This is a genomic window from Paenarthrobacter sp. Y-19 (genome assembly GCF_029223985.1).
Taxonomy (GTDB): Bacteria; Actinomycetota; Actinomycetes; order Actinomycetales; family Micrococcaceae; genus Arthrobacter; species Arthrobacter nicotinovorans.
The window spans coordinates 3,991,867-4,011,999 of record NZ_CP119414.1 but is presented as its reverse complement, the minus strand read 5'-3'; the positions used below and the strand labels follow the sequence as shown (position 1 = coordinate 4,011,999).

The window sequence follows — 20,133 nt, the reverse complement described above, 5'->3', positions numbered from 1 at the left end:
TCTGTGTACAAGGCGCCGAGCAGGGACGTGACTGACAGCCGGCTGGACCATGCGTTCTTCATCCTGGGCGGGGCGGCTGCGGTGTGGCTGGCGTTCCTGCTGGTGGGGGAGAGCTTCCATCTGGGTTGGGGCCAGGTGTGGTTCTACTTCTTCTTCTGGGCATTTCTTGCTTATCTGCTCCTGCCCCGCCTGCACCGCATCCTGACCACTATTTACGTTCCGGGCTACTTCATCGGGCGCGCCCGGACCAGTGACGGACTCCTGGGCGATCCCGTGAACGTCGCGTTGCTCGGCCACGAGCCGCAAATCCACGCCATCATGCGCGCTGCCGGCTGGACGCAGGCGGACGACGTCACCTTCGGCAGCAGCCGCCGCATCGTCAGCTCCACCATTTTCAGGCAAAGCTATTCCGAGGCGCCGGTCAGCCCGCTCTACCTGTTCGACCGGCAACAGGATTTCGCTTACCAGCAGGAAGTGGACAACAACCCCGGCAAACGCCACCACGTCCGGTTCTGGCGCTGCCCCGATGGCTGGCTCCTGCCGGGCGGTCACAAGGTGGACTGGCTTGCAGCCGGAACCTACGACCGCAGCGTCGGTTTCTCGCTGTTCACCCTCCAGATCACGCATAAGATCGAGCAGAACACGGACGTTGAGCGTGACCACATCGTGCGGACAGTTTCCGACGCCGGGCCCGCGGTGTCCGTTCACGTGATCAAGGACTTCTCTACCGGCTACCACTCGCGGAACGGCGGCGGTGATTCAATCTCCACTGACGGCGACCTGCCCATTATCGACGCGCGGTCCGTGACTGTCCCGGCCGGCCAGCCTTCCCGTCCCACTGACAGCCGTGACAGGCGGCCGGCTCCCACCATGATGGGTGCCGCGTTGGTGGTGGCCAGGTCCATCGCGGCCTTCGTCCTCGCCCTGACGCTGCTGACTTCGTCCGAGGTCTTCACGGACCTCACCGCCGACGGCGACCCCCTTGACCCGCAAACCACGACGGCGGTGGTCACCTTCGTTGCCATCGCGGTGCTGTTGTTCGGCCTGGGTGAGATTTTCCTTGCCTGGCGGATTTTCCTGGGCAGCAACGGAGCCCGGGTGATCGCAATGGGCCTCAGTTCCATTTCGGTGGTTGTCCAGGCCATTGACTACTTCACCGGAAGCACCAACATCACCCTCGAAGCCGGACTCTCAGGCCTGGCCACCGACATCCTGGTTCTCCTGGCACTTTCCAGCCAGCGGGCGAGGGTCTACGCCAAACGGCAGCGAATTCCGGCCGTGCCTGCCTCGGTCGTCGGGCGCCGCGTCTCTTCCTGACCCTCTTTCAAGCCGGGAGTGCCGGGACACGCCGTCGTTTCCGGCGTGTCGGGGGCGTTTCAGATTCAAAGCGGGTCGTGGAGCTACAGCTTTCCACGATTCTTCAGCTTGGCTCAATAGACTGGCGGTGCCCGGGGCCGCGCATAGCAGCATTGAGCCCCGGCAATTATCGAACACCGAATTGGGGACCCTCGTTTTGACTGCTGTTTTTCCGAAAATTACCGTCGTTGTGCCTACCTACAATGAGCGCGAGAACCTGCCGGTTCTTGTCGCCCAGCTCCAGGCACTCAGTATTCCGAATCTGCACGTGCTGGTTGTTGATGACAGCTCACCTGACGGGACCGGGATGGTGGCTGATCAATTGTCGGCGGGATCCCGGGGAACAGTGTCCGTCCTGCACCGGAAGGAAAAGGATGGACTGGGCCGGGCCTATGTGGCGGGAATGACCGAGGCGCTGGCCGGGAACTCGGAGATCATCATCCAAATGGACGCAGATCTGTCCCACCCTGTAGCTGCAATCCACACCATGCTTGAACGGATCCAGGATTCCGGGGCGGCGCTCGTGATTGGTTCGCGCTACGTCACTGGCGGCTCCACTGCGGCCGAATGGCCCTGGCACCGCAAGGCCCTTTCGGCGTGGGCCAACTTCTATGTCGGCGCAATCCTGGGGTTGAAGGTCAAGGATGCGACGGCGGGATACAAGGCGTGGACAGCTTCTGCGCTGCAACAGATCGATGTGGCGTCCATCCAAAGCGACGGATATTCATTCCAGGTGGAGATGAACTACCGGGCAGCCCGGCACGGCCTGAAGATCATGGAGGTTCCCATCCATTTTGAAGAGCGGGTGGAAGGCGCATCCAAGATGGACCTTCGCGAACAACTCGAATCCGCGCTCACCCCGTGGAAGCTCCGCTTCCAGAAGGTGGAGGCACCCGCACGGGTGACCGCCCTCTAAGGCGCCAACCTCTTGAAGCCCGACGGCGGCACCCAAGTGAGTGCCGCCGTCGGGCTTTATCCCTGTGCGGGAGCGTTGGCCTCAAGCTTGAGGGATGTGCGCGAGCGTTGGCCTCAAGCTTGAGGGATGTGCGCGAGCGTTACGCGGTGACTGCCAAGGCGTCGATCTCCACCAGCATGACCTCGTGCGGCAGGTCCACGAACACGGTGGTGCGGCTGGGCAGCTGGCCGCTGGGGACGTTCTCGCGGATGAACTCGCCGTAGACCTCGTTCATGGCGGCGAAGTCGTCGCGGGTGGTGAGGTAGACGCGGAACATGAGGACGTCTTCGACGGAGGATCCGCCGGCTTCCAGGATGGCCTTGACGTTCTCCAGGGTGCGGCGGGTCTGGACGCGGACGTCGCCCTCGCCGATGTACTGGTTGGTGGCGGGGTCCATGGGGCCCTGGCCCGAAACCTGGAACATGCCGCCCTTCTTGATGCCCTGGGAGAATACGTGCGCCGGGGCGGGGGCGTTTTCGGTCAGTACTACGGTCTTTTCACTCATGCTGGGTTCCTTTCGTGGCTGATCCAGCCGAGGTCGTTGGAGATGGCCTCGGTGCTGGCTTTGAGGTCGGGCAGCAGCTCAAGCAAGCCTTCATAGCTGAGCATCACTACCGGTACCGAACAAGAGGCTGCGGCAACAACGGCGCCGCTGGCGTCGCGGATGGGAGCCGCGATGCAGTGCACGAACGCTTCGTGCTCGGCGTTGTCGTGTGCCCAGCCCTGTTCCTTGACCTGCTCGAGTTCGGCCAACAAGGCCTCCGGCGAGGTCAGGGTGTTCTCGGTAACTTTCACGTAGTCCAGCCCCGCCGCGATCTTTTCCTGCCGGCTGCGCGGCATGTCGGCGAGGAGGACTTTGGACACAGCGGCCGAGTGCAGCGATGCAGTCAGGCCGATGCGCGAGTACATGCGGACGGGGTGGTGGGACTCGAACTTGTCGATGTACACCACCTCGCTTCCTTCGAAGGCGGCAAGGTGCACGGTGTGCCCGGTCTTGCCGTTGAGTTCGGCCAGATGGGGGTGGGCCACTTTGCGGATGTCCCGCTGTTCCAGCGCCAGCGAGGACAGTTCGAACAGCTTGGAGCCGAGCATGAACCGTTGGTCCTCGTCCCGCACTACCAGCCGTTTTTCTTCGAGGGCGTGGAGGAGCCGCATCACGGTGGTCTTGTGTACGGATGCCTTGGATGAGAGTTCATCCAGGGTGGCTGGCTTCGCGGCGAGTTCGCCGAGCAGGTCGATGGCCCGCATGAGGCTTTGGCTCAAGGTGTCACGCTCCGGTTCCGGTGTTGAATTGTCCGTCTTCAACATGGATAGCAGCCCAGGCCCCATCCGAAGAATCGAGGATGGCCGCGAGGTCCTCCGCGGACGGCAGCGGACCCCGGTCGCCGTGGACCGTCAGCGTGCAGGCAGCGGCGACATGGCCGCGGCGGAGGCTCTCTTTCTGGCCGAGTCCGAACAGCATGCCGCTGAGGTACCCGGCGGCGAACGAGTCACCGGCGCCAACAGGTTCGACGACGGCGACCGACAGTGCGGGCACCTCTTCCCGGGTGCCGCTCCGGTCCAAAGAGATGGCGCTGATGGCCTCGTTCTTGATGACCAGGACCTTGGGGTCGGGCATCAGGCGGCGGAGTTCGGCTTCATCAGTGGTTCCGAAGGCGTGCTCGGCTTCGTCTTTTCCGACAAGCACGACGTCGGCCAGGTTCGCCAGGCGCTGCAGGACGGAACGGTCTTGGCCTGCCCACAAGGCTTCGCGCCAGTTGACGTCGAAGCTGATGGTCCGGCCGTTGCGGGGCGCGGTGAGGATTGCTTCGAGGAGGGACAAGCACTCGGGGGAGAGGGCGGCGGTGATTCCGCTCAAGTGGATCAGGGCAGCGTTTTCCAGCAGGGAGGACACCGCGGGATTGGCGAGTGTGTCCCGTCCCATGGCCGATGCCGCGGATCCTTGCCGGTAGTAGAGGACTGAGCTGCCGCCGTCGGGGTCTGAATCTTGGGCCGGGACCTTCACGTAAAGGCCGGTGGGACGCTGGGGGTCGACTTCGACGCCTGAGACGCCCACTCCGTGGTTCCGGAGATCGTGGAGGATACGCGTGCCGAAGCCGTCGTGGCCCACCCGGCTGACCCAGTGGGTGTCCAGTCCCATGGCTGCCAGGCCCATGGCGACGTTGGATTCGGCGCCGCCGATCCCGCAGTGCAGCTCCGTTGCCAGGTGCAGGGGGACGGCTTGGACAGGGGTAAGCATGGCCATGGTTTCGCCGACACATACAGCTGAAAGCACTCGTTCTCCCATAGGTTCGCGCGCTTCGCAGCGGCCTTGACTCTCTATCCGCCACCATGTTAGACATATCACCAGCGGGTTTGCAACCAGCGTTGCAAAATACGCAACGCAAGAGAATCAACCCAAAACGCAGCTTCAACGCCGCAGCACCGCGAAGGGAATCAACGCGTGGACACTTCCGAAGCCATCTCGGCAACCGCCGTGGCATCCTTGGCCGAGCGCCGGCTCGACTGGCGCCACAAGGCCATCCCCGCCGCCGCCAACGGGATCACGCACGCTGAGTTCCTTGCGGCCAAGCCAACTCTGGCCGCGCTGCAGACCCCGCTGCTCACCCTCGACGCCCAGGCACTCCAGGGCAACGCCGACCACCTGGCGAAGTGGTGTGCAGACAAGGGCGTGTTGCTCGCTCCCCACGGCAAAACCACCATGTCCCCGCAGCTCTGGACCGAGCAGCTCAACCGGGGAGCCTGGGGCATCACGCTGGCCAACTTCGCGCAGCTGCGGGTGGCCCGCGGGTTCGGCGTCCGCAACCTGCAGCTCGCCAACAGCCTCACGGATCCCCACGCCATCCAGTGGGTGGCGGAGCAGGACTCCACCATCCTGTCCTGGGTTGATTCAGTGGACACGGTCGCGCTGATCGAACGCACCTTGGCCGGCACCGACTCTGTTCTGGATGTCCTGGTTGAGCTGGGCGCACACGGTGGGCGGACCGGAGCCCGCGGTGTGGATGCCGCGCTTGAGGTTGCCCGGGCCGTTGATGCCGCGGAGCACCTTCGCCTTGTGGGCGTCGCCGGGTACGAAGGCTCGCTCGCGCACACAGCGGACGACGCCGGGCTGGCCGCCGTCCGCGGGTACCTCGCCAAGATGCGGCTGCTTCACGAGGAGCTGCTCGCCGCCGGGTTGTACGGTTCCGGCTCCGTCATCATCACGGCCGGTGGCAGCGCGTACTTCGACGACGTCGTCACTGTGCTGTCCCCCTGCATCAGCACCACAGCAGAGGCGGCCCCGACTGTGTCTCATTCCTTGAAAGTGGATCTCATGATCCGCAGCGGCGCCTACATCATCCACGACGACGGTTTCTACCGCGGAATCTCGCCGTTCTCCCGGGCGGGCAACCAGCCCTTCAGCCCCGGAATGTACGGCTGGGCACGGGTTGTGTCGCAACCGGAACCGGGCCTTGCACTCCTCGACGCCGGCAAGCGGGACCTTCCGTTCGACGAAGGCCTGCCCGAGCCGCAGTTCATCGGCTCAACCCTCGGCGGAGCCATGGAGCCCCTGGTCGGAGCCGAAATCACCTCGGTCAACGACCAGCACAGCTTCCTGACCTTCAACCCCGACACCACCACCGTCCGCCCCGGCGACGTCGTCCGGCTGGGCCTGTCCCATCCGTGCACCGCCTTCGACAAATGGACCGTCATCCCGGTGCTCGCGGATTCCACGCCGGGCGGCGACCAGACCGTCGTCGACCTCATCCACACCTTCTTCTAGGACCCACCATGAAGACCCTCATCAGCAATGCCACCCTGGTGGACGGAACCGGAGCGGACCGCCGCCAAGCGGACGTCCTGCTGGACGGCGCGGTGATTGCCGCCGTCGTCGACGCCGGTAGCCTCACCACAGCGGACACGGGCGCCGAGCGTCTCATCGACGCTTCCGGGTTGGTCCTGAGTCCCGGTTTCATCGACATGCACGCGCATTCCGACCTCCAGTTGTTGGTCAACCGGGACCACTACGCCAAGCTCAGCCAAGGCGTCACCACGGAACTGTTGGGCCAGGACGGACTGTCCTATGCGCCCGTGGACGACGCCACACTGGCCGGTGTCCGGGAGAAAATCGCGGGCTGGAACGACAACCCGGCCGGCTTCGACTGGAACTGGCGGACCGTGGGCGAGTACCTCGACCGCCTCGACAGCGTAGAAGAGGGCGGCCGCATCGCCACCAACGCCGCCTACCTCGTACCCCAAGGGACCGTCCGGGCCATGGTGATGGGCTTCGCTGAAGGAGACCCCACGCCGGAGCAACAACAGCACATGCAGGACGTCATCCGCGCGGCGATGGAAGAAGGCGCCGTCGGCATGAGCTCCGGTCTGACCTACACGCCCGGTATGTACGCGCAGACCGAGGAACTTGCCGGGCTCCTCCGCACGGTGGGTGAGCTGGGCGGCTTCTACGCACCGCACCACCGCTCCTACGGCAAGGGCGCCCTGGGAGCCTACGCCGAGATGATCTCCCTCAGCCGCGATACCGGCTGCGCCCTCCACCTTTCCCACGCCACCATGAACTTCGCCGAAAACAAGGGCCGCGCCGGGGAACTCCTGGACTTGATCGACCAAGCCCTGGACCAAGGCGTGGACATCACCCTGGACACCTACCCCTACCTCCCCGGCGCCACCACGCTCTCCGCGATCCTGCCGAGTTGGGCCTCATCCGGCGGCACCGAGGCCACCCTGGCCCGGCTGGCGGACCCGGACACCCGCGCGCGCATCCGCGAAGCCGTGGAGATCTACGGCTCCGACGGGTGCCACGGCGTCGTTGCCGAGTGGGACACCCTGGAAATCAGCGGAGTGCAGAACCCGGCGCTCGCAGAACTCGTGGGAAAGACCATCAAGGACATCGCGGCCGAAGCCCGGCAGGATCCCTTCGACGTGTTCGTGCGCATCCTCACCGAAGACCGCCTCGGCACCGGCATCCTGCATTACGTCGGTCACGAGGAAAACGTCCAGGCCATCATGAAGCACCGCACGCACACCGGCGGCAGTGACGGACTCCTGGTCGGCGCCAAACCACACCCCCGGGCCTGGGGCACGTTCCCGCGCTACCTCGGCCATTACTCCCGCGACCTCGGCCTGCTCAGCCTCGAAGAAACAGTCCACCACCTCACGGGCCGGCCCGCCGCCCGCCTCAAGCTCAGCGGCAGGGGACTGGTCCGCGAAGGTTACGCAGCCGACGTCGTGCTCTTCGACCCCGCAACCATCCGCGATACCGCCACGTTCGAGAATCCACGCCAGGCCGCCGACGGCATCCACTACGTGTTCGTCAACGGCATGGCAGCGATCGACGGCGGCAAACCCACCGGCGCACGCGCCGGCCGCGCCCTCCGCAGACACAGCGACGGCCTCACCCGAGTAGGAAGCAGCAGCTCATGACCCCCGAAGAATTCCTCCAGCAGCTCGAAACGGACCGCACGCTCGCTGTGGTTCGGGCGCCCTCCATTACGGACGCGGCCGACCTCTGCCGTGCCTTGGCCAGCGGCGGCATCCGCAGCGTCGAGCTGACGTTCACCACGCCCGATGCGCTCAAGCACGTCAAGCGCGCGGCCGAGACGGCAGCGGACCACGGTGCCGCCGTCGGAATCGGCACCGTCATGACCGGTGACCAAGCCCGCGCAGCGATCGACGCCGGGGCGAAGTTCCTGGTGACGCCCGGGCTCCGGCCCGAGGTCGCCGCAGTTGCTGCGGCTGCGGGAATCCCCTTCAGCCTCGGCGCCATGACCCCCACAGAGGTGGCGCAGGCCCGGGACCTGGGTTCGGCCGCCGTCAAGATTTTCCCCGCCCGCCAGCTCGGTCCGGCGTATCTGAAGGACCTGCAGGGCCCATACCCGGGCATCCGCTTGCTGCCTTCGGGAGGCATCGACGCCTCCAACGCCAAGAGCTATCTCGACGCCGGTGCTGCCGCAGTCTGCTGTGGCACCAGCGTGGTCCCGCCCGCAGCAGTCGCTGCCGGCGATTGGGCAGACATCGCGGCACGTGCCGCAGCCTTCACCAGCACCCTCAAGTAGGACTCACCCAGAAAGAAACGCCCATGAATGAATTTCTTGAATGGCTGCGGCACGACACCGCCGGCCTGCTCCTCCTGGCAGGCGCGGGCATCGCGTTGCTGCTGTTCCTGATCATCAAGGTCAAGCTAGAACCGTTCATCGCCCTGGTGGGGACGGGTGTGATCGTGGCCCTGGTCGGCGGGATTTCCGTGGAAGCCCTTGTGGGTTCGGCCACCAAGAGCAGCGACGCCCTCATCGAAAAGGGCTTCGCCGGCATCCTGGGCCACATCACCGTGATCATCGGCCTCGGTACCGTGCTGGGCGCCATCCTGGAACGGTCCGGCGGCGCGGAAGTGCTGCTCGGCAGGCTCGTGAAGATCTTCGGTGAAAAGGGCACCCCGCTTGCCATGGGCATCACCGGCTTCGTACTGGGTATTCCGGTGTTCTTCGATATCGGCATCTTCGTCCTTGCGCCGCTGGTCTATGTTGCCGCCATCCGCGGCGGCAAGTCCCTGGCACTGTACGCACTGCCGCTGCTGGCAGGCCTTTCCGTAACCCACGCCTTCCTGCCTCCGCACCCCGGCCCTGTTGCCGCTGCAGGCCTGTTCCACGTTGACCTTGGCTGGATCATCCTCATGGGCCTCATCTGCGGCATCCCCGCCTGGTTCGCTTCCGGCATCCTGTGGGGTACGTACATCGGCAAGCGCGTGATGGTGTCCGTTCCGGAAGACCGGATCGTTCCCGAGGCTGAGGGAGCCCGGGGCCACGAACCGTCCATCGGCCTGGTGCTGCTGGCCATCGGCCTGCCCATGATCCTCATCCTTGGCGGCACGTTCGGCAACATCTTCGCTCCTCCCGGGGCTTTCCGGGACGTCCTCCAGTTCTTCGGCAACCCGGCCATCGCATTGACCGTGGCCGTGCTGCTGGCCATGTGGCTGCTGGGCATCCGCCGCGGCATGACCTCCGCCGAGCTCAGTGAAATCACGGGATCTTCGCTGCGGCCCGTTGGCATGATTCTCCTCGTGGTCGGTGCCGGTGCCTTCTTCGGAGCGGTCCTGTCCGCCACGGGTGTTGGTAAGGCCGTTGCGGACTCGCTGTCCCAGGCCGGCCTGCCGATCATCCTGTCCGCGTTCGTCATCAGTGCGGGCATGCGCATCGCCCAAGGCTCGGCCACCGTGGCAATCGTGACCACCGGCGGCATCCTGGCACCGAGCCTGGCCACCGGGTACTCCCAGCCGCAGCTCGCCCTGATCGTGGTGGCCATTTCCTCCGGCTCCATCATCGCCAGCCACGTCAACGACGGCGGATTCTGGATCATCTCCAAGTACTTCAACATGTCCGTCAAGGACACCCTGAAGACCTGGACCGTGCTGGAAACCGTGCTGTCCATTGTGGGCTTCGGAATGGCGGCCCTGCTGTACACCTTCGTGAGGTGAACCGCCGGCACCCACGGTGGGTTCCGGCGTCGTGAGCTTCTACCGTCACGAGCCAATGTGAAACCGGATCGGCCCCGGCATGCCTGTCAAAAGGCATGCCGGGGCCGATGTGCTTTAAGGAGGTAGTGGCCGCATCGCGCTGCCGTTAAAGCAAAGAGCTCCGGAGTGCGTTATTGGGGGATACGCACTCCGGAGCGGTCTTTGAGCAGGCGCTTTCGCTCCCTGCACTCATCACTCTACGTGCCATGGGACCCCAATGCCACCACCTCGAATAAGTACTTTCGCTTTAGTTTCTCCGGTCCCCGTCATGGCGCTTTTTCTGGGGCACAATCAGCACCGGCCGGCGCTGGTGATGGCTGAGCCAGGCAGCCACGGAACCGTTGAGGGCCTCGGAAATCCGGTGCCCCAAACCAGGTTCCGGCGAGCCCACAATGATCATGGACGCGTTGATGTCCGCCGCCAGCCGCCCCAGGGCCCGGGCGGGATCGCCGGCCAGCAGCCGCAGGGTCCAGTCGGCGCTGCCGCCGTCCATGGCTTCCCCGATCATCTTGCCGAGATCCCCCCGGACCGCGTCCACCTCGGCGTCGTCCTTTTCCGGGTGCAGCGACATCCTGTGGGTTTCGCGGGAGGGATCCCACTCAACGAGGTAGCTGGCCTCGTCCACGTAGGCGCACACCAGCGGCACGCCGAGCTGCTCGGCCAGGGTCCGGGCCGTTTGCAGCACCTCCACGTGCTGGTCGGGAAGGACGCCCACCACGAGGGGAATGGGCCCGCTGAAATTTTCCTCAGCCATACCCTTATTGTTGCGCCGCGCCGTGCTGTTGAACAGGCTTGTTCCACGTCAGACGCACCTTGAAGTTGGATGCCGTGCTGGCCGATGCGATAAAGGCGCCCGCCTCCGCATGAAGGTCTATCCCGAACTCCACACTCAGCTCGTCGGGGCGGTTTTCGAGGCTGAGCAACTCGTCAATGACGCCTTGGACCGCGGGACGGACATGCTCGAGGGCCCGTTGGAACGTCTGCTGGGCACGCGCGAAGACCCCCGAGTGATCAGCCGTGTGCTCACCACCCCGTGTCACCAGGCTGCCGGCAGTGCTCGCCACCTCCACGATCACGGTGCCGCCGTCATCCGTTGCGAACTCCACCAGGTGCGTCATTTTTCAGTCCTTTCCGTTGACCGCGCACGCAGGCGGCGGGAGGCCACCAGTAAAGCCATGCCGGCCGCGCAAACCACAAAAAGCTGTATCAAGGCAAAGTAGGCGTGTGTCCGGTACCAGGATTCAAGGAACACTCCCTTGTCCTGGACCCAGACCAGCGGCACGGACTGTGTGGGCCAGAGCAGCAGCCAGCCCATAAGCCTGGATTGCCTGGAACGCAAGGCCAGGATGCCCGCGCACAACCCAAAACCTGCATGCACGAAGCTGAACACCACAGCTGTCAGTTCCACGCTGTAATTCAGTCCCGAAAGTCCAAAGACCGCACCTGAGACAACAACTCCGGCCATCACCAGGCGTCCGATGATGGTCCGATCCGGAAGGCCGGCGACGGCCAGCAGCAGGTATCCCAGGGGAGCCACCAAACCGTAGAGGATCCTCAGGGATGCGTCGCCGCCGCTCTCGTACCAATAGTTGTCATCGAACCACAGGAAGTAGACGGCAAAGCACACCCCAAGCCCGCCGGCCACCGCCAGGACGGCACCGCCCCAGGCAAGGGGAACCGCATTCAATGGCGCGGACGCGCCCGGCTGTGACGTCACCGGGCTTTGCCCGGCTTGGGCAGCTGCAATATTCGACGCCGGCACACCGGTCAGCGGCGCAGCGCGCGGTTGGGGCGGGGGCTGATACACGGTGGTGTATGAACCCCGGGTGCCGGCCATATCAGTTTGGGACTCCTCCGCGGAAGGGGTTTGCTTTGGCTTGGCCTTCTCGATTTCGGCACGCGCTGCCGTGGCGAGCCCGCCGGGATCCGCCGCCGAGGGGTCCACTGAAGCCAATTCACTGGAAACGTCGAGCACTGCCTGCCACGAGCCCTGGGAGGAGTGGTACCGCAGTTCCCCCTCTAGGTCGGAGACGCGTTGCTTTCGCTCGCAGTCCTGTTTGCGCGCTGCGGCCCCGGGATACTCGGGGTCGTCCAGGACCAAGGCGAAGCCGTCCGCAGCGGCCAACCAATCGCCGGATTCCTCCGCCTGGAGCGCCTCGCGGTAGATACGTGCCAGCTCCAGCCGTCTGCGGGCGGCATCCCTTTGCGTTGCCGCGTCCCTGTAACCGGGTTCCAGAGTGAGCAGGTCCTCAAACAACTCGACGGCCTGCTCGAATCGCCGGGCACGCAATTCCGCGGTTGCCTGAACGTACAACGCCCTCAGCTGGGCCCGCTTCATCGCCTGGTCGGTGTGGGCTTGTTCGGTGTTCGCAACAGCAGGGGGCGGCACCGCAGCCTTACCACCCGACGCGGCGGCCGCCGTCGTGCTTTCACTGTAAGCCGGTGCGCGCGGCGGCCCCGTCAGCGTGAAGAGCTGCGTGGAGCCGCCCCGGACGTAGAGGGCCGGCGTCACCCATTCCAACGTGCCGTCGGGGCTGGCCATGACCGAGATGCGGCCAACGCGGGCGGCTTCGTCCACCGTGCGGCCGTTGGCGATTGCGGCGTAGAAGCCGTGGGCGAAGGCGATTGCGGCGGCGTCGCTGATGGCGAACTGCATGGCCGCCACAGCGCCTATTCCGCTCCTGACCAGCGCGGCAGCCGTCCCGGAGAAGAGGTCGGTCTGGCCCATCTCACCGGAAGAACACGAATTGAGCACCACCAGCCGTGGCCTGGGGGAGGCCACGCTGAGCAGGGCCATCAAGCGGACGGCGCGGACCATGGCTGCACGTCCGTCCTGGCCCACCAAGGCGATCCGGCCCTCGTCCGTGCGGGGGTCGTAGTCGCCATGCCCGACAAAATGAACCACATGCCATGGGCCGGCGAGGAGCATCGACTGGACGTCATCCCAGGTCCCGGTTTTGGACCACACCAGTTCCACGCGGCCCTCGCTCATGGGGCCGGCCAAAGCCCGGCCCAAGTGGTCCTTCTCGGTCTCGACGTCAAGGGCAGGCAGGTCGCGCGGCGATGCGACGATGCCCAGAATCCTCAGCGGAGGTGCGACGTCCAGCGGGTTCTGGTTGTAATCGGGGGCCGGGATGTGCCGGATGAGCGGCTCTGTCTGGCAAAGGTAGGTCTCTGTCCCGGGGTCGAAGAGGGTCTCCCACGGCATCATGGCCAACTCCGGAGCCGCGAGCCGAAGCACTACGCGAAGTTGCTGGCCCGAATGCTGTGTTGCCCCAAGGCTTGCCCGGTAAGTGCCGTACACCTCACGGGTAAAGAGTGCTTGAAAGAGTTCCTGCCCCACTTCCCGAACCGCCACCTCCGCGATAGGCAACGTCCGCCGGGCGGCGACCGCGGAAGCCAGGACGGTGGCTTCTAGCTGCGGAAGCCGGTCCTGGATGCCATCTACGTCCAAGGTGAAGGCTCCGGACGCATGCCCTCCCGCCGGCGCACGGACCACGTGCACCGTATATTCACCGCGTGCAGAGCCAGCGTCGATTTCCAGCTCGATGTCACAGTCCATCGCGGGTCCCTTGTGGTTCTTACGTACAGATTGGCCCTACGACGGCCACCCCGCAAGGGGTTTCAGGCCTTGAAGCGGCAACCGACCAGGCCTACCGTTAAACCGACGGAAGGTGGTCCCGCGGTGGAAATCTACATGTGGTGGCTTGATCTGCACATGGACAGCAAGGAATGGCTGCGCGAGAACCTGCGCGTGGAAGAACTCCCCCTGCAGGTCCTGCAACATATCGCCGAGGCCGGCGGTCCCCATCCGGACAAAGTCAGCGGTGTGCTGACCACGGCCGACTGGGACTTCATCGAGACCCAGTCCGAATTCGTGGACTGAGGCTATTCCGTCGGCGCCCACCCCAGCGCCGGCCCCAACGTGCCCGCGATGTCGGTGAGGATCTGCACGTAGTCCTCGTGCTCGAAGCTGAACGGCAACGCGAACGCCACCTCGTCCACTTCCTGGAAGCCCTGGTGCGCGTACAACTGTTCGGCAATCTGATCGCTGCTGCCGATGAGGTCCCGCGCGAACATCATGCGCTGCGGGCCTTGGGGCGCGCTGGTGCGCGGAGTCCGCTCATCGACATAGCGCTGGTACTTCTCCCGCTGGGCACTGGAAGCGGAATCCGTGGGGATCACCACCAGTCCTTGCGAGACGCGGGCGGTGCTGCTGCCGCCTGCTTCAGCCGCGCCACGGAAAGCGCGGATCTGCCGTTGCTGTACTGCAGCAAAATCCGGCTCTTCATCCTGGCCCGGGAACACCACGCTGCTGGTAAGCAGGTTGAAGCCGTTCTCCCCGGCCCACGTTGCCGACTTCAGGCTCGCTGCTCCATACCAAATCCGTTCACGCAGCCCGGCGGAATGGGGTTCCACGCGGTTTGAGAACTCCTCCACCACGCCCTGCTTGCCGGAAAACTCCCGCACCTTCCCGCCGGCGACCAGCCGGGCAAACCGGTCCACGCGGGCGTAGCTGAAATCTTCGGTGTCCGCGGAATCCGGGTAGAGCTCGTGCTTGACGGTGTCGTAGTGCATCGGTACGCCGACGCTGACCCCCGGATTGATGCGGCCTCCGCTGAGTAGGTCCACTGTGGCCAGGTCCTCGGCCAGGCGAAGCGGATTCTCCCAACCCAGCGGTGTCACCGCGGTGCCCAGGTCGATCTTCGAGGTCCGTTGGCTGGCCGCTGCCATCACCGCAACCGGCGACGAAATTCCGTACTGCAGATGCCGGTGGCGTAACCAGGCACTGTCGAATCCCAAACGCTCGCCGAGTTCGATGATCTCCAGGGTGGAGCGGTGCCCCGCAGCCGGATCCGCGGGATCGAACAGGCCGATGGTGAGGAATCCAAGCTTGCGCAGCGGACGGTCTGGGGTGGGCATGGCTTCCTTCTCTGTCGGTCGGCGCTTATTGCCCACCCTAAGCGTTGCCGCTTACGACGACGACGGGAGGTTACCTTGTGTGATGTGCAGCCCAGGGATACGCGGATTACGCGCAGTTGACTGCCTGGCTGGGCCGCGGGATGACCATCTGCGCGGCTGTGTCCGTGATGCTGTCCCGGGCGCCTGTGTCCCAGCCGCCTGTGTCCCAGCCGGCTGGGTCCATGGTGGCGAGGGCCGGGGCGGTCATCGGTTCGGGCTCGGCAACTGCAGCCTCCGTCCGGGAGCGCATCCGCAGCAGCGCCACCGCTGAGATGAGGAACCATGCCACGTTGGTCACCACCGAGGGCCACGCTTGGTGGAGGGTGCCGTTGATGATGAACGCGCAGGAGCCAAACAGGTTCACGGCCTGGAAGGTACTGCCCGGCTTGATCCATCCCATGGACACTGTCATGTAGGCACAGAGCATCGCCGCCGCACCGGCCCAACCGGTAATTTCCCACAGCAGTTCCATTGGGGGTCCTCTCATGTCCAGGCAGCCGGAAATGGCCGGGCGACGAATGGTTTCAGGGGTTTTTCTGCCGAATGCAGAGACCGGCCCTTCAGAGCGAAGAACGGCCTTGAACTAAATTTTGAGGGATAGCTGCCTTTAGTTCAATTGCATTATTCTGAAGCCCGTATTTAGAATCTCTGAACATGGAAATGGACCCCCGACGCCTGCTCGTCCTCCTCGCCGTCGCCCGTACCGGAGGGGTCCTCGCCGCTGCCGACGAACTGCGGATCACACCGTCCGCGGTGTCCCAGCAACTCACCAAATTGGAGAACGAAGCAGGCCAGGCCCTGCTCCTCCGAACCCCCAAAGGTTCAGTGCTGACACCGGCCGGACTGGCCATGGCGGAGGCCGGGGAGGAAATAGAGCGGGCGTTGAACGTGGCGCGCTCGCGGATGCAGGGAGAAGCGGAGGTCGCGGGAGTTGTGCGGGTAGGTGGGTTCACCAGCTTCATGCGCACGGTGGTCATTCCGCGCCTTCCGGAGTGGCGCGTCCAGTACCCGCAACTACAGATCCAGCTGGTGGAGGACGGCTTCCCGGCGCTTATGCGTCTCTTCCGACAACGCCAGCTGGATGCCGTGGTGGTTGAGCAGGATTCGACGACCTCGGATCAACGTCCCCTGGCAGCCGGGATGGTGGAAGAACCACTGCTGGATGAGCCGTGGAAGCTGGTGGTGCCGGCGGGATCACTGCTCAGCACGGACAATCTTGACCTGAGCCGCCTGCCCCTGCCGTGGCTGGGCGTAGAGCCGTCGGCAGCCAACATTGCCGTGCTTGGCCGCCTGCGCCATTCGACGGGTGCCCACATCGAGACGATTCACCAATACCAGGACACACTGACTGCCTTGGCGCTGGTGGCGGCCGGGGAAGGTGTTGCGATCGTGCCCACCCTGGCGTTGACAGGAGTGGTCCAGGACCAGGTGGACATCCTTGATGTGCCGGGTTTGGGGACGAGGCACATCGCGCTGCGTCGGTTCGACAGGCGAAGGCCGACAAGCCTTCCCTTGGACACGGTGGCCCGTCTCCTGCGGGAATCGGCGGCGGCTTTTGATACTCGGTCGACTTCATAACCGGTTACGGCCTGGAGCGTCAACCTACTGGGTGTCCTTGGGAGCAGTGCGTTTCCCCCGGCGCTATCTCGTGGCCTTGGATGCACGTGCGTCCAGGTGGCTGGTGGTCATCGTGGCGACGTATGAAAATACTGCTGCCGGTTCCCTCCACGCCTGAGTCCTCGCGCTGCAGCCACTCGCCGAAGCGGGTCCTGTGCACCTTGCCGTCACTGTTTTGATCCGGTTTACCGTGGTGGAATGGACTTTTGGCCATGGCAACCGCGCCCCTTCTGCTCGGTCTCTGTTGCCCGCATTGCACAGTAATTTTAGGACCACGCAGCAGGCACTGAAAGAGGTGCCGGGAACGCTGGCCAAGGCCGGTCCCGGCCCGCTCGCTCAGAGCGGGCCGGGACGGCTTAGGCCTAGTTCAGCGCCGGGGTGTCCGTTGGGATGACGCCGGAGCCGTACAGGTCAGAGGCCAGATCCTGAAGAGCGCGGAGGGCCACCCGCTGGGTGAACGGACCGTAGGACACCCGGGCTACGCCGAGTTCCTGGAGCTCGGCAGCAGGCAACGCTCCGGGGGCGCCGATCACGGAGAGCTTGCCGTGGCCGAGGCCCTCAACAAGAGGTTCGATGAGGTCACGGTTCAGCGCGCCCGGCACGAAAACCAGCGCTGCACCGGCGTCGAGGAAGGCGCGGCCCCTGGCGATCGCGTCCTCGATGCTGTCCTTGATCGGACGGTCACCACCACGGACGATCGCGTCCGTGCGGGCGTTCAGCTGGAACGGAATACCCTCGGCGTTGGCGGCATCGATGATCGCCTTGACGCGGGCAACCGCTTCGTCGAACGGCCGCAGGCGGTCCTCAACGTTGGCGCCCACGACTCCGATGCCAATAGCGCGCCGGATGGTTTCGGCAGGATCCTCATATCCGTCGTCGAGATCTGCAGTGACGGGGACGTCCACAGCCTTGACGATCCTCTCCACTCCGCTGAGCGCCACGTCCAAGGGCATGGTTCCGTCCTTGTAGCCAAAAGCCGCGGCGATGGAGTGCCCGGCGGTGGCGATGGCTTTTGTCTGGGGGAGGGCGGCCACCGTGGTGGCACTGACCGCATCCCAAACATTGACGACACTCAGGATTTCCGGCGCTTCATGCAGGGCCTTCAGTTGTTCTGCGCGTGCAGTCGTGTTTGCTTCAGTCATGGTTTTCTCCGTCATCCTCGGTAGGGAGTTGGTGCCACGTTCAGCCTAAACGCAACGCATCCGCCCCGGCCAAGTCCACCCGGATGTCCGTCATCAAAGGTAAATCCGCACTGGATGTCCCCGCGCGGAGGTGGAAGATCCCGGGCTCCAGGGACCAGGAGCCGGCGGCGGTGTCCCAGTGCTCGAACAAACGCCGGGGAATCGTCACGGAAACCGTGTCTTCCGCTCCTGCAGGCAGCTCGGAAACGGCCGCCCCCGCGAACCACAGGGCGGGCCTTTCCACCCGGCTCTGCCCCCGGGAGAGGTAGAGCTGAACCACTTCGCGGGACGCCCGGGCGGAATGGTTCCTGAGCCGGACGGTCACAGCCACACCCTCCTCCTGTGCCCGGGCGTCCAGCTGTGACAGGCTCCAGCGTCCGTAGCCCAGTCCGTGCCCGAAGGCGTAAGCAGGTGCGGTTTCCGCCCCGGCGCGGTAGCCGATGGCGAGCCCTTCGCGATAGACCACGTCGCCATTCTGCGGCTGCGGCGAAGGCAGACCTTCCTCGATGGACGGGAAGGTGACGGGCAGCCTGCCACCGGGCTCTGCCTCTCCGGTCAGAACGTCCGCCACAGCCCAGCCCATTTCCTGGCCGCCGAACCACGTCAGGAGGATGGCATCCACCTGGTCACGCCAGGGCAGGAGAACGGGCGCCCCGGAATTGACCACCACGATGGTCTTCGCGCTCACGGCCGCCACCGCTGCCACCAGTTCGTCCTGGCGCCCCGGCAGAGCGAGCGTGGTCCGGTCGAAACCTTCAGCTTCGTCTTCCGAACCGGTGCCGGCAAAGACGATGACGCAGTCCGCATCGCGGGCCGACTCCACCGCCTCCGCGATCAGCAGGTCGGCGTCGGGTGCTGCTGAATCAAAGCCCAAACGGAGGGAGGCCACGGTCCGCTGCGCCGGCGTGTAGGTGAAGACCACCCCCACCGCCTGTCCCGGCGCCATGGCGAGGTCAATCAGCGCTTGCGGCGGCAGGGACATGCCCACCACGGCGTCGCCATTAATGGGGATGAGATCCCCATCGAACCGGGCGACGCCGTCCACGGTCACCTGCGCGTGGCCCACGCCCGCCGCGGAGAACACGTACTCGCCCGGGGTGTCGGCAGTGAGGAGGGTGCTTGCCCGGATGGCTTTGACCTCGTCCTCCGGAACGCCGTCGGGGTAGCCCATCCCATACGTCAGGGTGTCGCAGCGGTCGCGTGTTTCGCTGCCCAGCGTGCGGCCTTCCTGGTCCAGGAATTCAATGAGGACCACGCCCTGGCCTCCCGGCGCGGAGCCGTTTGCTGCGGAAAGGGTCTTCACCAGCGTGGTGGGGCGGACCCCCTCGCTGTAATGGAACAGGGTGTCCGGCATGGCCGCGCGCAGCGCCTCCAGGGGCGGCACGGCCGGGGGAGCGATGACCGCCGCGCTGCCGCCGCCGTTGGTTCTCGGCACCACAGCGGCAGGACCGACGACGGCGATCTTCCGTGCCGCCGTCGTCAACGGCAAGGCCCGGTCCTCATTGCGCAACAGCACCATGCCCTTGGCCCCGGTGTCCCGCAGAAGCCGGCGTATCCCGGACGATTCCGCGGACGGTGGCGTGGGGAGGGCGTCCCGGTCCACCAGTGGCTCAATGCCGTCGAGGGCTCCGAGCCGGGCCGCCAGCCGCAGCAGCCGGAGCACCTTGTTGTCGACGGCCGCCTCCGGGACCCGTCCTTGGCGGACTGCATCCACGAGGCCCGCGGCCCACATGGTCCTGGGGCCGGGCATCGCCAGGTCGGTACCACCCAGCGCTGTCGACTCCACAGTCCGGATGGCTCCCCAGTCGGAAACCACCAAACCGTCGAATCCCCATTCGCGCTCCAAAATCTCCGTCACGAGGTTCGACTCAACGGCCGGGGTGCCGTTGACCCGATTGTAGGAGGACATGATGCCGAGGCCACCGGCTTTGACGATCGCTTCGAACGGGGCCAAGTAGGCCTCCCGCAATACATTCTCAGGGACCACCGAGTTCGAATTCAGCCTGTCCGTTTCGGCCTCGTTCGCGATGAAGTGTTTGGCTGTGGTGGCCGGGCCCTCGGCTTGGATTCCCCGCACCATGGCCGCCCCCATGATGGCCGTGAGGTATGGGTCCTCGCTGAAGGCTTCGAAGTGGCGGCCGCCGTAAGGGGTGCGCTGAAGATTGACCACCGGGCCAAGGACGACATCCACGCCCTTGCGCCTGGCTTCCGCGCCGATGACGCCACCCATGGCGGCCGCCACGCGAGCGTCGAACGTTGCTGCCAGCGCCGTCGCCGAAGGGATATTGATGGAGGTGTCCGCCTCGGTCCACCGCACGCCGCGGATTCCCACGGTTCCGTCGGAGAGAACCAGGGAGCGCAGCCCGATCGATTCATCGGCGTAGGTGCTCCAGTGGTCCTTGCCCGACGGCAGCCGGACCTTGGCTTCCAGGTCCAGGCGCCCAAGACGGGACATGAGTTCCTGCTCGAGCAAGCGGGAAGGGGGAACGGGAATTGCACGCATGGGCGGCACCTTTCGCAATATGCTGCCGGCCGCTGCCCGGGGGATACCAGGG

At 65.3% G+C, this 20,133-nt stretch carries 18 protein-coding genes; 8 read left to right on the top strand and 10 right to left on the bottom strand.

Annotated features, from left to right (window positions below; genetic code table 11):
• Positions 1 to 3 precede the first annotated feature (3 nt).
• Both PYR64_RS18825 and PYR64_RS18820 read left to right on the top strand, forming a co-directional pair.
• Positions 4 to 1,317, top strand: coding sequence for an LssY C-terminal domain-containing protein (locus PYR64_RS18825; RefSeq protein ID WP_018779379.1), 1,314 nt, complete (start codon positions 4 to 6; stop codon positions 1,315 to 1,317).
• Between the two features lie 127 nt (positions 1,318 to 1,444).
• Complete coding sequence (locus tag PYR64_RS18820; RefSeq protein ID WP_275776980.1) at positions 1,445 to 2,272, top strand: polyprenol monophosphomannose synthase; 828 nt, start codon at positions 1,445 to 1,447, stop codon at positions 2,270 to 2,272.
• A gap of 139 nt (positions 2,273 to 2,411) precedes the next feature.
• Here the strand turns inward: PYR64_RS18820 and PYR64_RS18815 are convergent, their stop codons facing one another.
• From PYR64_RS18815 to PYR64_RS18805, 3 genes are read right to left on the bottom strand one after another with little or no spacing between them, the layout of a single operon-like run.
• Positions 2,412 to 2,816 carry a Rid family hydrolase gene (locus tag PYR64_RS18815; RefSeq protein ID WP_017197328.1) on the bottom strand — a complete coding sequence of 135 codons (405 nt, stop codon included), beginning with the start codon at positions 2,814 to 2,816 and terminating at the stop codon, positions 2,412 to 2,414.
• Positions 2,813 to 3,574, bottom strand: a complete 762-nt coding sequence (locus tag PYR64_RS18810; RefSeq protein ID WP_026267391.1) for an IclR family transcriptional regulator — start codon at positions 3,572 to 3,574, stop codon at positions 2,813 to 2,815. The genes PYR64_RS18815 and PYR64_RS18810 overlap by 4 nt, the downstream gene beginning before the upstream one ends.
• A 4-nt stretch (positions 3,575 to 3,578) precedes the next feature.
• Positions 3,579 to 4,586, bottom strand: coding sequence for a sugar kinase (locus tag PYR64_RS18805; protein ID WP_275776976.1), 1,008 nt, complete (start codon positions 4,584 to 4,586; stop codon positions 3,579 to 3,581).
• A gap of 168 nt (positions 4,587 to 4,754) precedes the next feature.
• Between PYR64_RS18805 and PYR64_RS18800 the strand changes: the two genes are divergently transcribed.
• The 4 genes from PYR64_RS18800 to PYR64_RS18785 are packed head-to-tail and all read left to right on the top strand — an operon-like array spanning position 4,755 to position 9,779.
• Entirely contained in the window at positions 4,755 to 6,074 is a 1,320-nt protein-coding gene (locus tag PYR64_RS18800; protein WP_275776974.1) for an alanine racemase, read from the top strand.
• Between the two features lie 8 nt (positions 6,075 to 6,082).
• Positions 6,083 to 7,732: a D-aminoacylase gene (locus PYR64_RS18795; protein ID WP_275776972.1), complete on the top strand. Its 1,650-nt coding sequence runs from the start codon at positions 6,083 to 6,085 to the stop codon at positions 7,730 to 7,732.
• On the top strand, positions 7,729 to 8,364 hold the full coding sequence (locus PYR64_RS18790; RefSeq protein ID WP_275776970.1) for a bifunctional 4-hydroxy-2-oxoglutarate aldolase/2-dehydro-3-deoxy-phosphogluconate aldolase: 636 nt from the start codon (positions 7,729 to 7,731) through the stop codon (positions 8,362 to 8,364). The genes PYR64_RS18795 and PYR64_RS18790 overlap by 4 nt, the downstream gene beginning before the upstream one ends.
• Before the next feature lie 23 nt (positions 8,365 to 8,387).
• Positions 8,388 to 9,779, top strand: a complete 1,392-nt coding sequence (locus PYR64_RS18785; protein ID WP_018779372.1) for a gluconate:H+ symporter — start codon at positions 8,388 to 8,390, stop codon at positions 9,777 to 9,779.
• Between the two features lie 286 nt (positions 9,780 to 10,065).
• On the opposite strand, the gene PYR64_RS18780 is transcribed toward PYR64_RS18785, so the two are convergent.
• The 3 genes from PYR64_RS18780 to PYR64_RS18770 are packed head-to-tail and all read right to left on the bottom strand — an operon-like array spanning position 10,066 to position 13,380.
• Positions 10,066 to 10,572, bottom strand: a complete 507-nt coding sequence (locus tag PYR64_RS18780; RefSeq protein ID WP_064722409.1) for a universal stress protein — start codon at positions 10,570 to 10,572, stop codon at positions 10,066 to 10,068.
• A gap of 4 nt (positions 10,573 to 10,576) precedes the next feature.
• Entirely contained in the window at positions 10,577 to 10,936 is a 360-nt protein-coding gene (locus PYR64_RS18775; RefSeq protein ID WP_018779370.1) for a CU044_2847 family protein, read from the bottom strand.
• Positions 10,933 to 13,380 carry a CHAT domain-containing protein gene (locus tag PYR64_RS18770; RefSeq protein ID WP_275776967.1) on the bottom strand — a complete coding sequence of 816 codons (2,448 nt, stop codon included), beginning with the start codon at positions 13,378 to 13,380 and terminating at the stop codon, positions 10,933 to 10,935. Before PYR64_RS18770 ends, PYR64_RS18775 begins: the two co-directional genes overlap by 4 nt.
• Before the next feature lie 123 nt (positions 13,381 to 13,503).
• On the opposite strand from PYR64_RS18770, the gene PYR64_RS18765 reads away from it, so the two are divergent.
• Positions 13,504 to 13,704 (top strand): hypothetical protein, encoded by a 201-nt coding sequence (locus PYR64_RS18765; RefSeq protein WP_018779368.1) that lies wholly within the window; start codon positions 13,504 to 13,506, stop codon positions 13,702 to 13,704.
• Between the two features lie 2 nt (positions 13,705 to 13,706).
• Here PYR64_RS18765 and PYR64_RS18760 read toward each other — a convergent pair whose 3' ends face one another.
• Complete coding sequence (locus tag PYR64_RS18760) at positions 13,707 to 14,741, bottom strand: LLM class flavin-dependent oxidoreductase (protein ID WP_275776965.1); 1,035 nt, start codon at positions 14,739 to 14,741, stop codon at positions 13,707 to 13,709.
• Positions 14,742 to 14,847: 106 nt separating this feature from the next.
• Positions 14,848 to 15,252: a hypothetical protein gene (locus PYR64_RS18755; RefSeq protein ID WP_018779366.1), complete on the bottom strand. Its 405-nt coding sequence runs from the start codon at positions 15,250 to 15,252 to the stop codon at positions 14,848 to 14,850.
• Positions 15,253 to 15,434: 182 nt separating this feature from the next.
• Between PYR64_RS18755 and PYR64_RS18750 the strand changes: the two genes are divergently transcribed.
• The gene (locus PYR64_RS18750; protein WP_026267390.1) at positions 15,435 to 16,358 is read left to right on the top strand and encodes a LysR family transcriptional regulator; all 924 of its coding nucleotides are present in this window, start codon (positions 15,435 to 15,437) and stop codon (positions 16,356 to 16,358) included.
• 401 nt (positions 16,359 to 16,759) lie between these two features.
• Here the strand turns inward: PYR64_RS18750 and PYR64_RS18745 are convergent, their stop codons facing one another.
• Both PYR64_RS18745 and PYR64_RS18740 read right to left on the bottom strand, forming a co-directional pair.
• Positions 16,760 to 17,539, bottom strand: coding sequence for an isocitrate lyase/phosphoenolpyruvate mutase family protein (locus PYR64_RS18745; protein ID WP_055974013.1), 780 nt, complete (start codon positions 17,537 to 17,539; stop codon positions 16,760 to 16,762).
• Between the two features lie 40 nt (positions 17,540 to 17,579).
• Entirely contained in the window at positions 17,580 to 20,081 is a 2,502-nt protein-coding gene (locus PYR64_RS18740; RefSeq protein ID WP_275776961.1) for a glycoside hydrolase family 3 C-terminal domain-containing protein, read from the bottom strand.
• Positions 20,082 to 20,133 lie beyond the last annotated feature (52 nt).

Excerpts from the sequence above, each read along its gene's own strand:
- PYR64_RS18785 (WP_018779372.1), top strand. The coding sequence starts at position 8,388 with ATGAATGAATTTCTTGAATGGCTGCGGCACGACACCGCCGGCCTGCTC.
- PYR64_RS18750 (WP_026267390.1), top strand. The coding sequence starts at position 15,435 with ATGGAAATGGACCCCCGACGCCTGCTCGTCCTCCTCGCCGTCGCCCGT.
- PYR64_RS18815 (WP_017197328.1), bottom strand. The coding sequence starts at position 2,816 with ATGAGTGAAAAGACCGTAGTACTGACCGAAAACGCCCCCGCCCCGGCG.
- PYR64_RS18770 (WP_275776967.1), bottom strand. The coding sequence starts at position 13,380 with ATGGACTGTGACATCGAGCTGGAAATCGACGCTGGCTCTGCACGCGGT.
- PYR64_RS18755 (WP_018779366.1), bottom strand. The coding sequence starts at position 15,252 with ATGGAACTGCTGTGGGAAATTACCGGTTGGGCCGGTGCGGCGGCGATG.
- PYR64_RS18780 (WP_064722409.1), bottom strand. The coding sequence starts at position 10,572 with ATGGCTGAGGAAAATTTCAGCGGGCCCATTCCCCTCGTGGTGGGCGTC.
- PYR64_RS18740 (WP_275776961.1), bottom strand. The coding sequence starts at position 20,081 with ATGCGTGCAATTCCCGTTCCCCCTTCCCGCTTGCTCGAGCAGGAACTC.
- PYR64_RS18760 (WP_275776965.1), bottom strand. The coding sequence starts at position 14,741 with ATGCCCACCCCAGACCGTCCGCTGCGCAAGCTTGGATTCCTCACCATC.
- PYR64_RS18795 (WP_275776972.1), top strand. The coding sequence starts at position 6,083 with ATGAAGACCCTCATCAGCAATGCCACCCTGGTGGACGGAACCGGAGCG.
- PYR64_RS18775 (WP_018779370.1), bottom strand. The coding sequence starts at position 10,936 with ATGACGCACCTGGTGGAGTTCGCAACGGATGACGGCGGCACCGTGATC.
- PYR64_RS18790 (WP_275776970.1), top strand. The coding sequence starts at position 7,729 with ATGACCCCCGAAGAATTCCTCCAGCAGCTCGAAACGGACCGCACGCTC.
- PYR64_RS18745 (WP_055974013.1), bottom strand. The coding sequence starts at position 17,539 with ATGACTGAAGCAAACACGACTGCACGCGCAGAACAACTGAAGGCCCTG.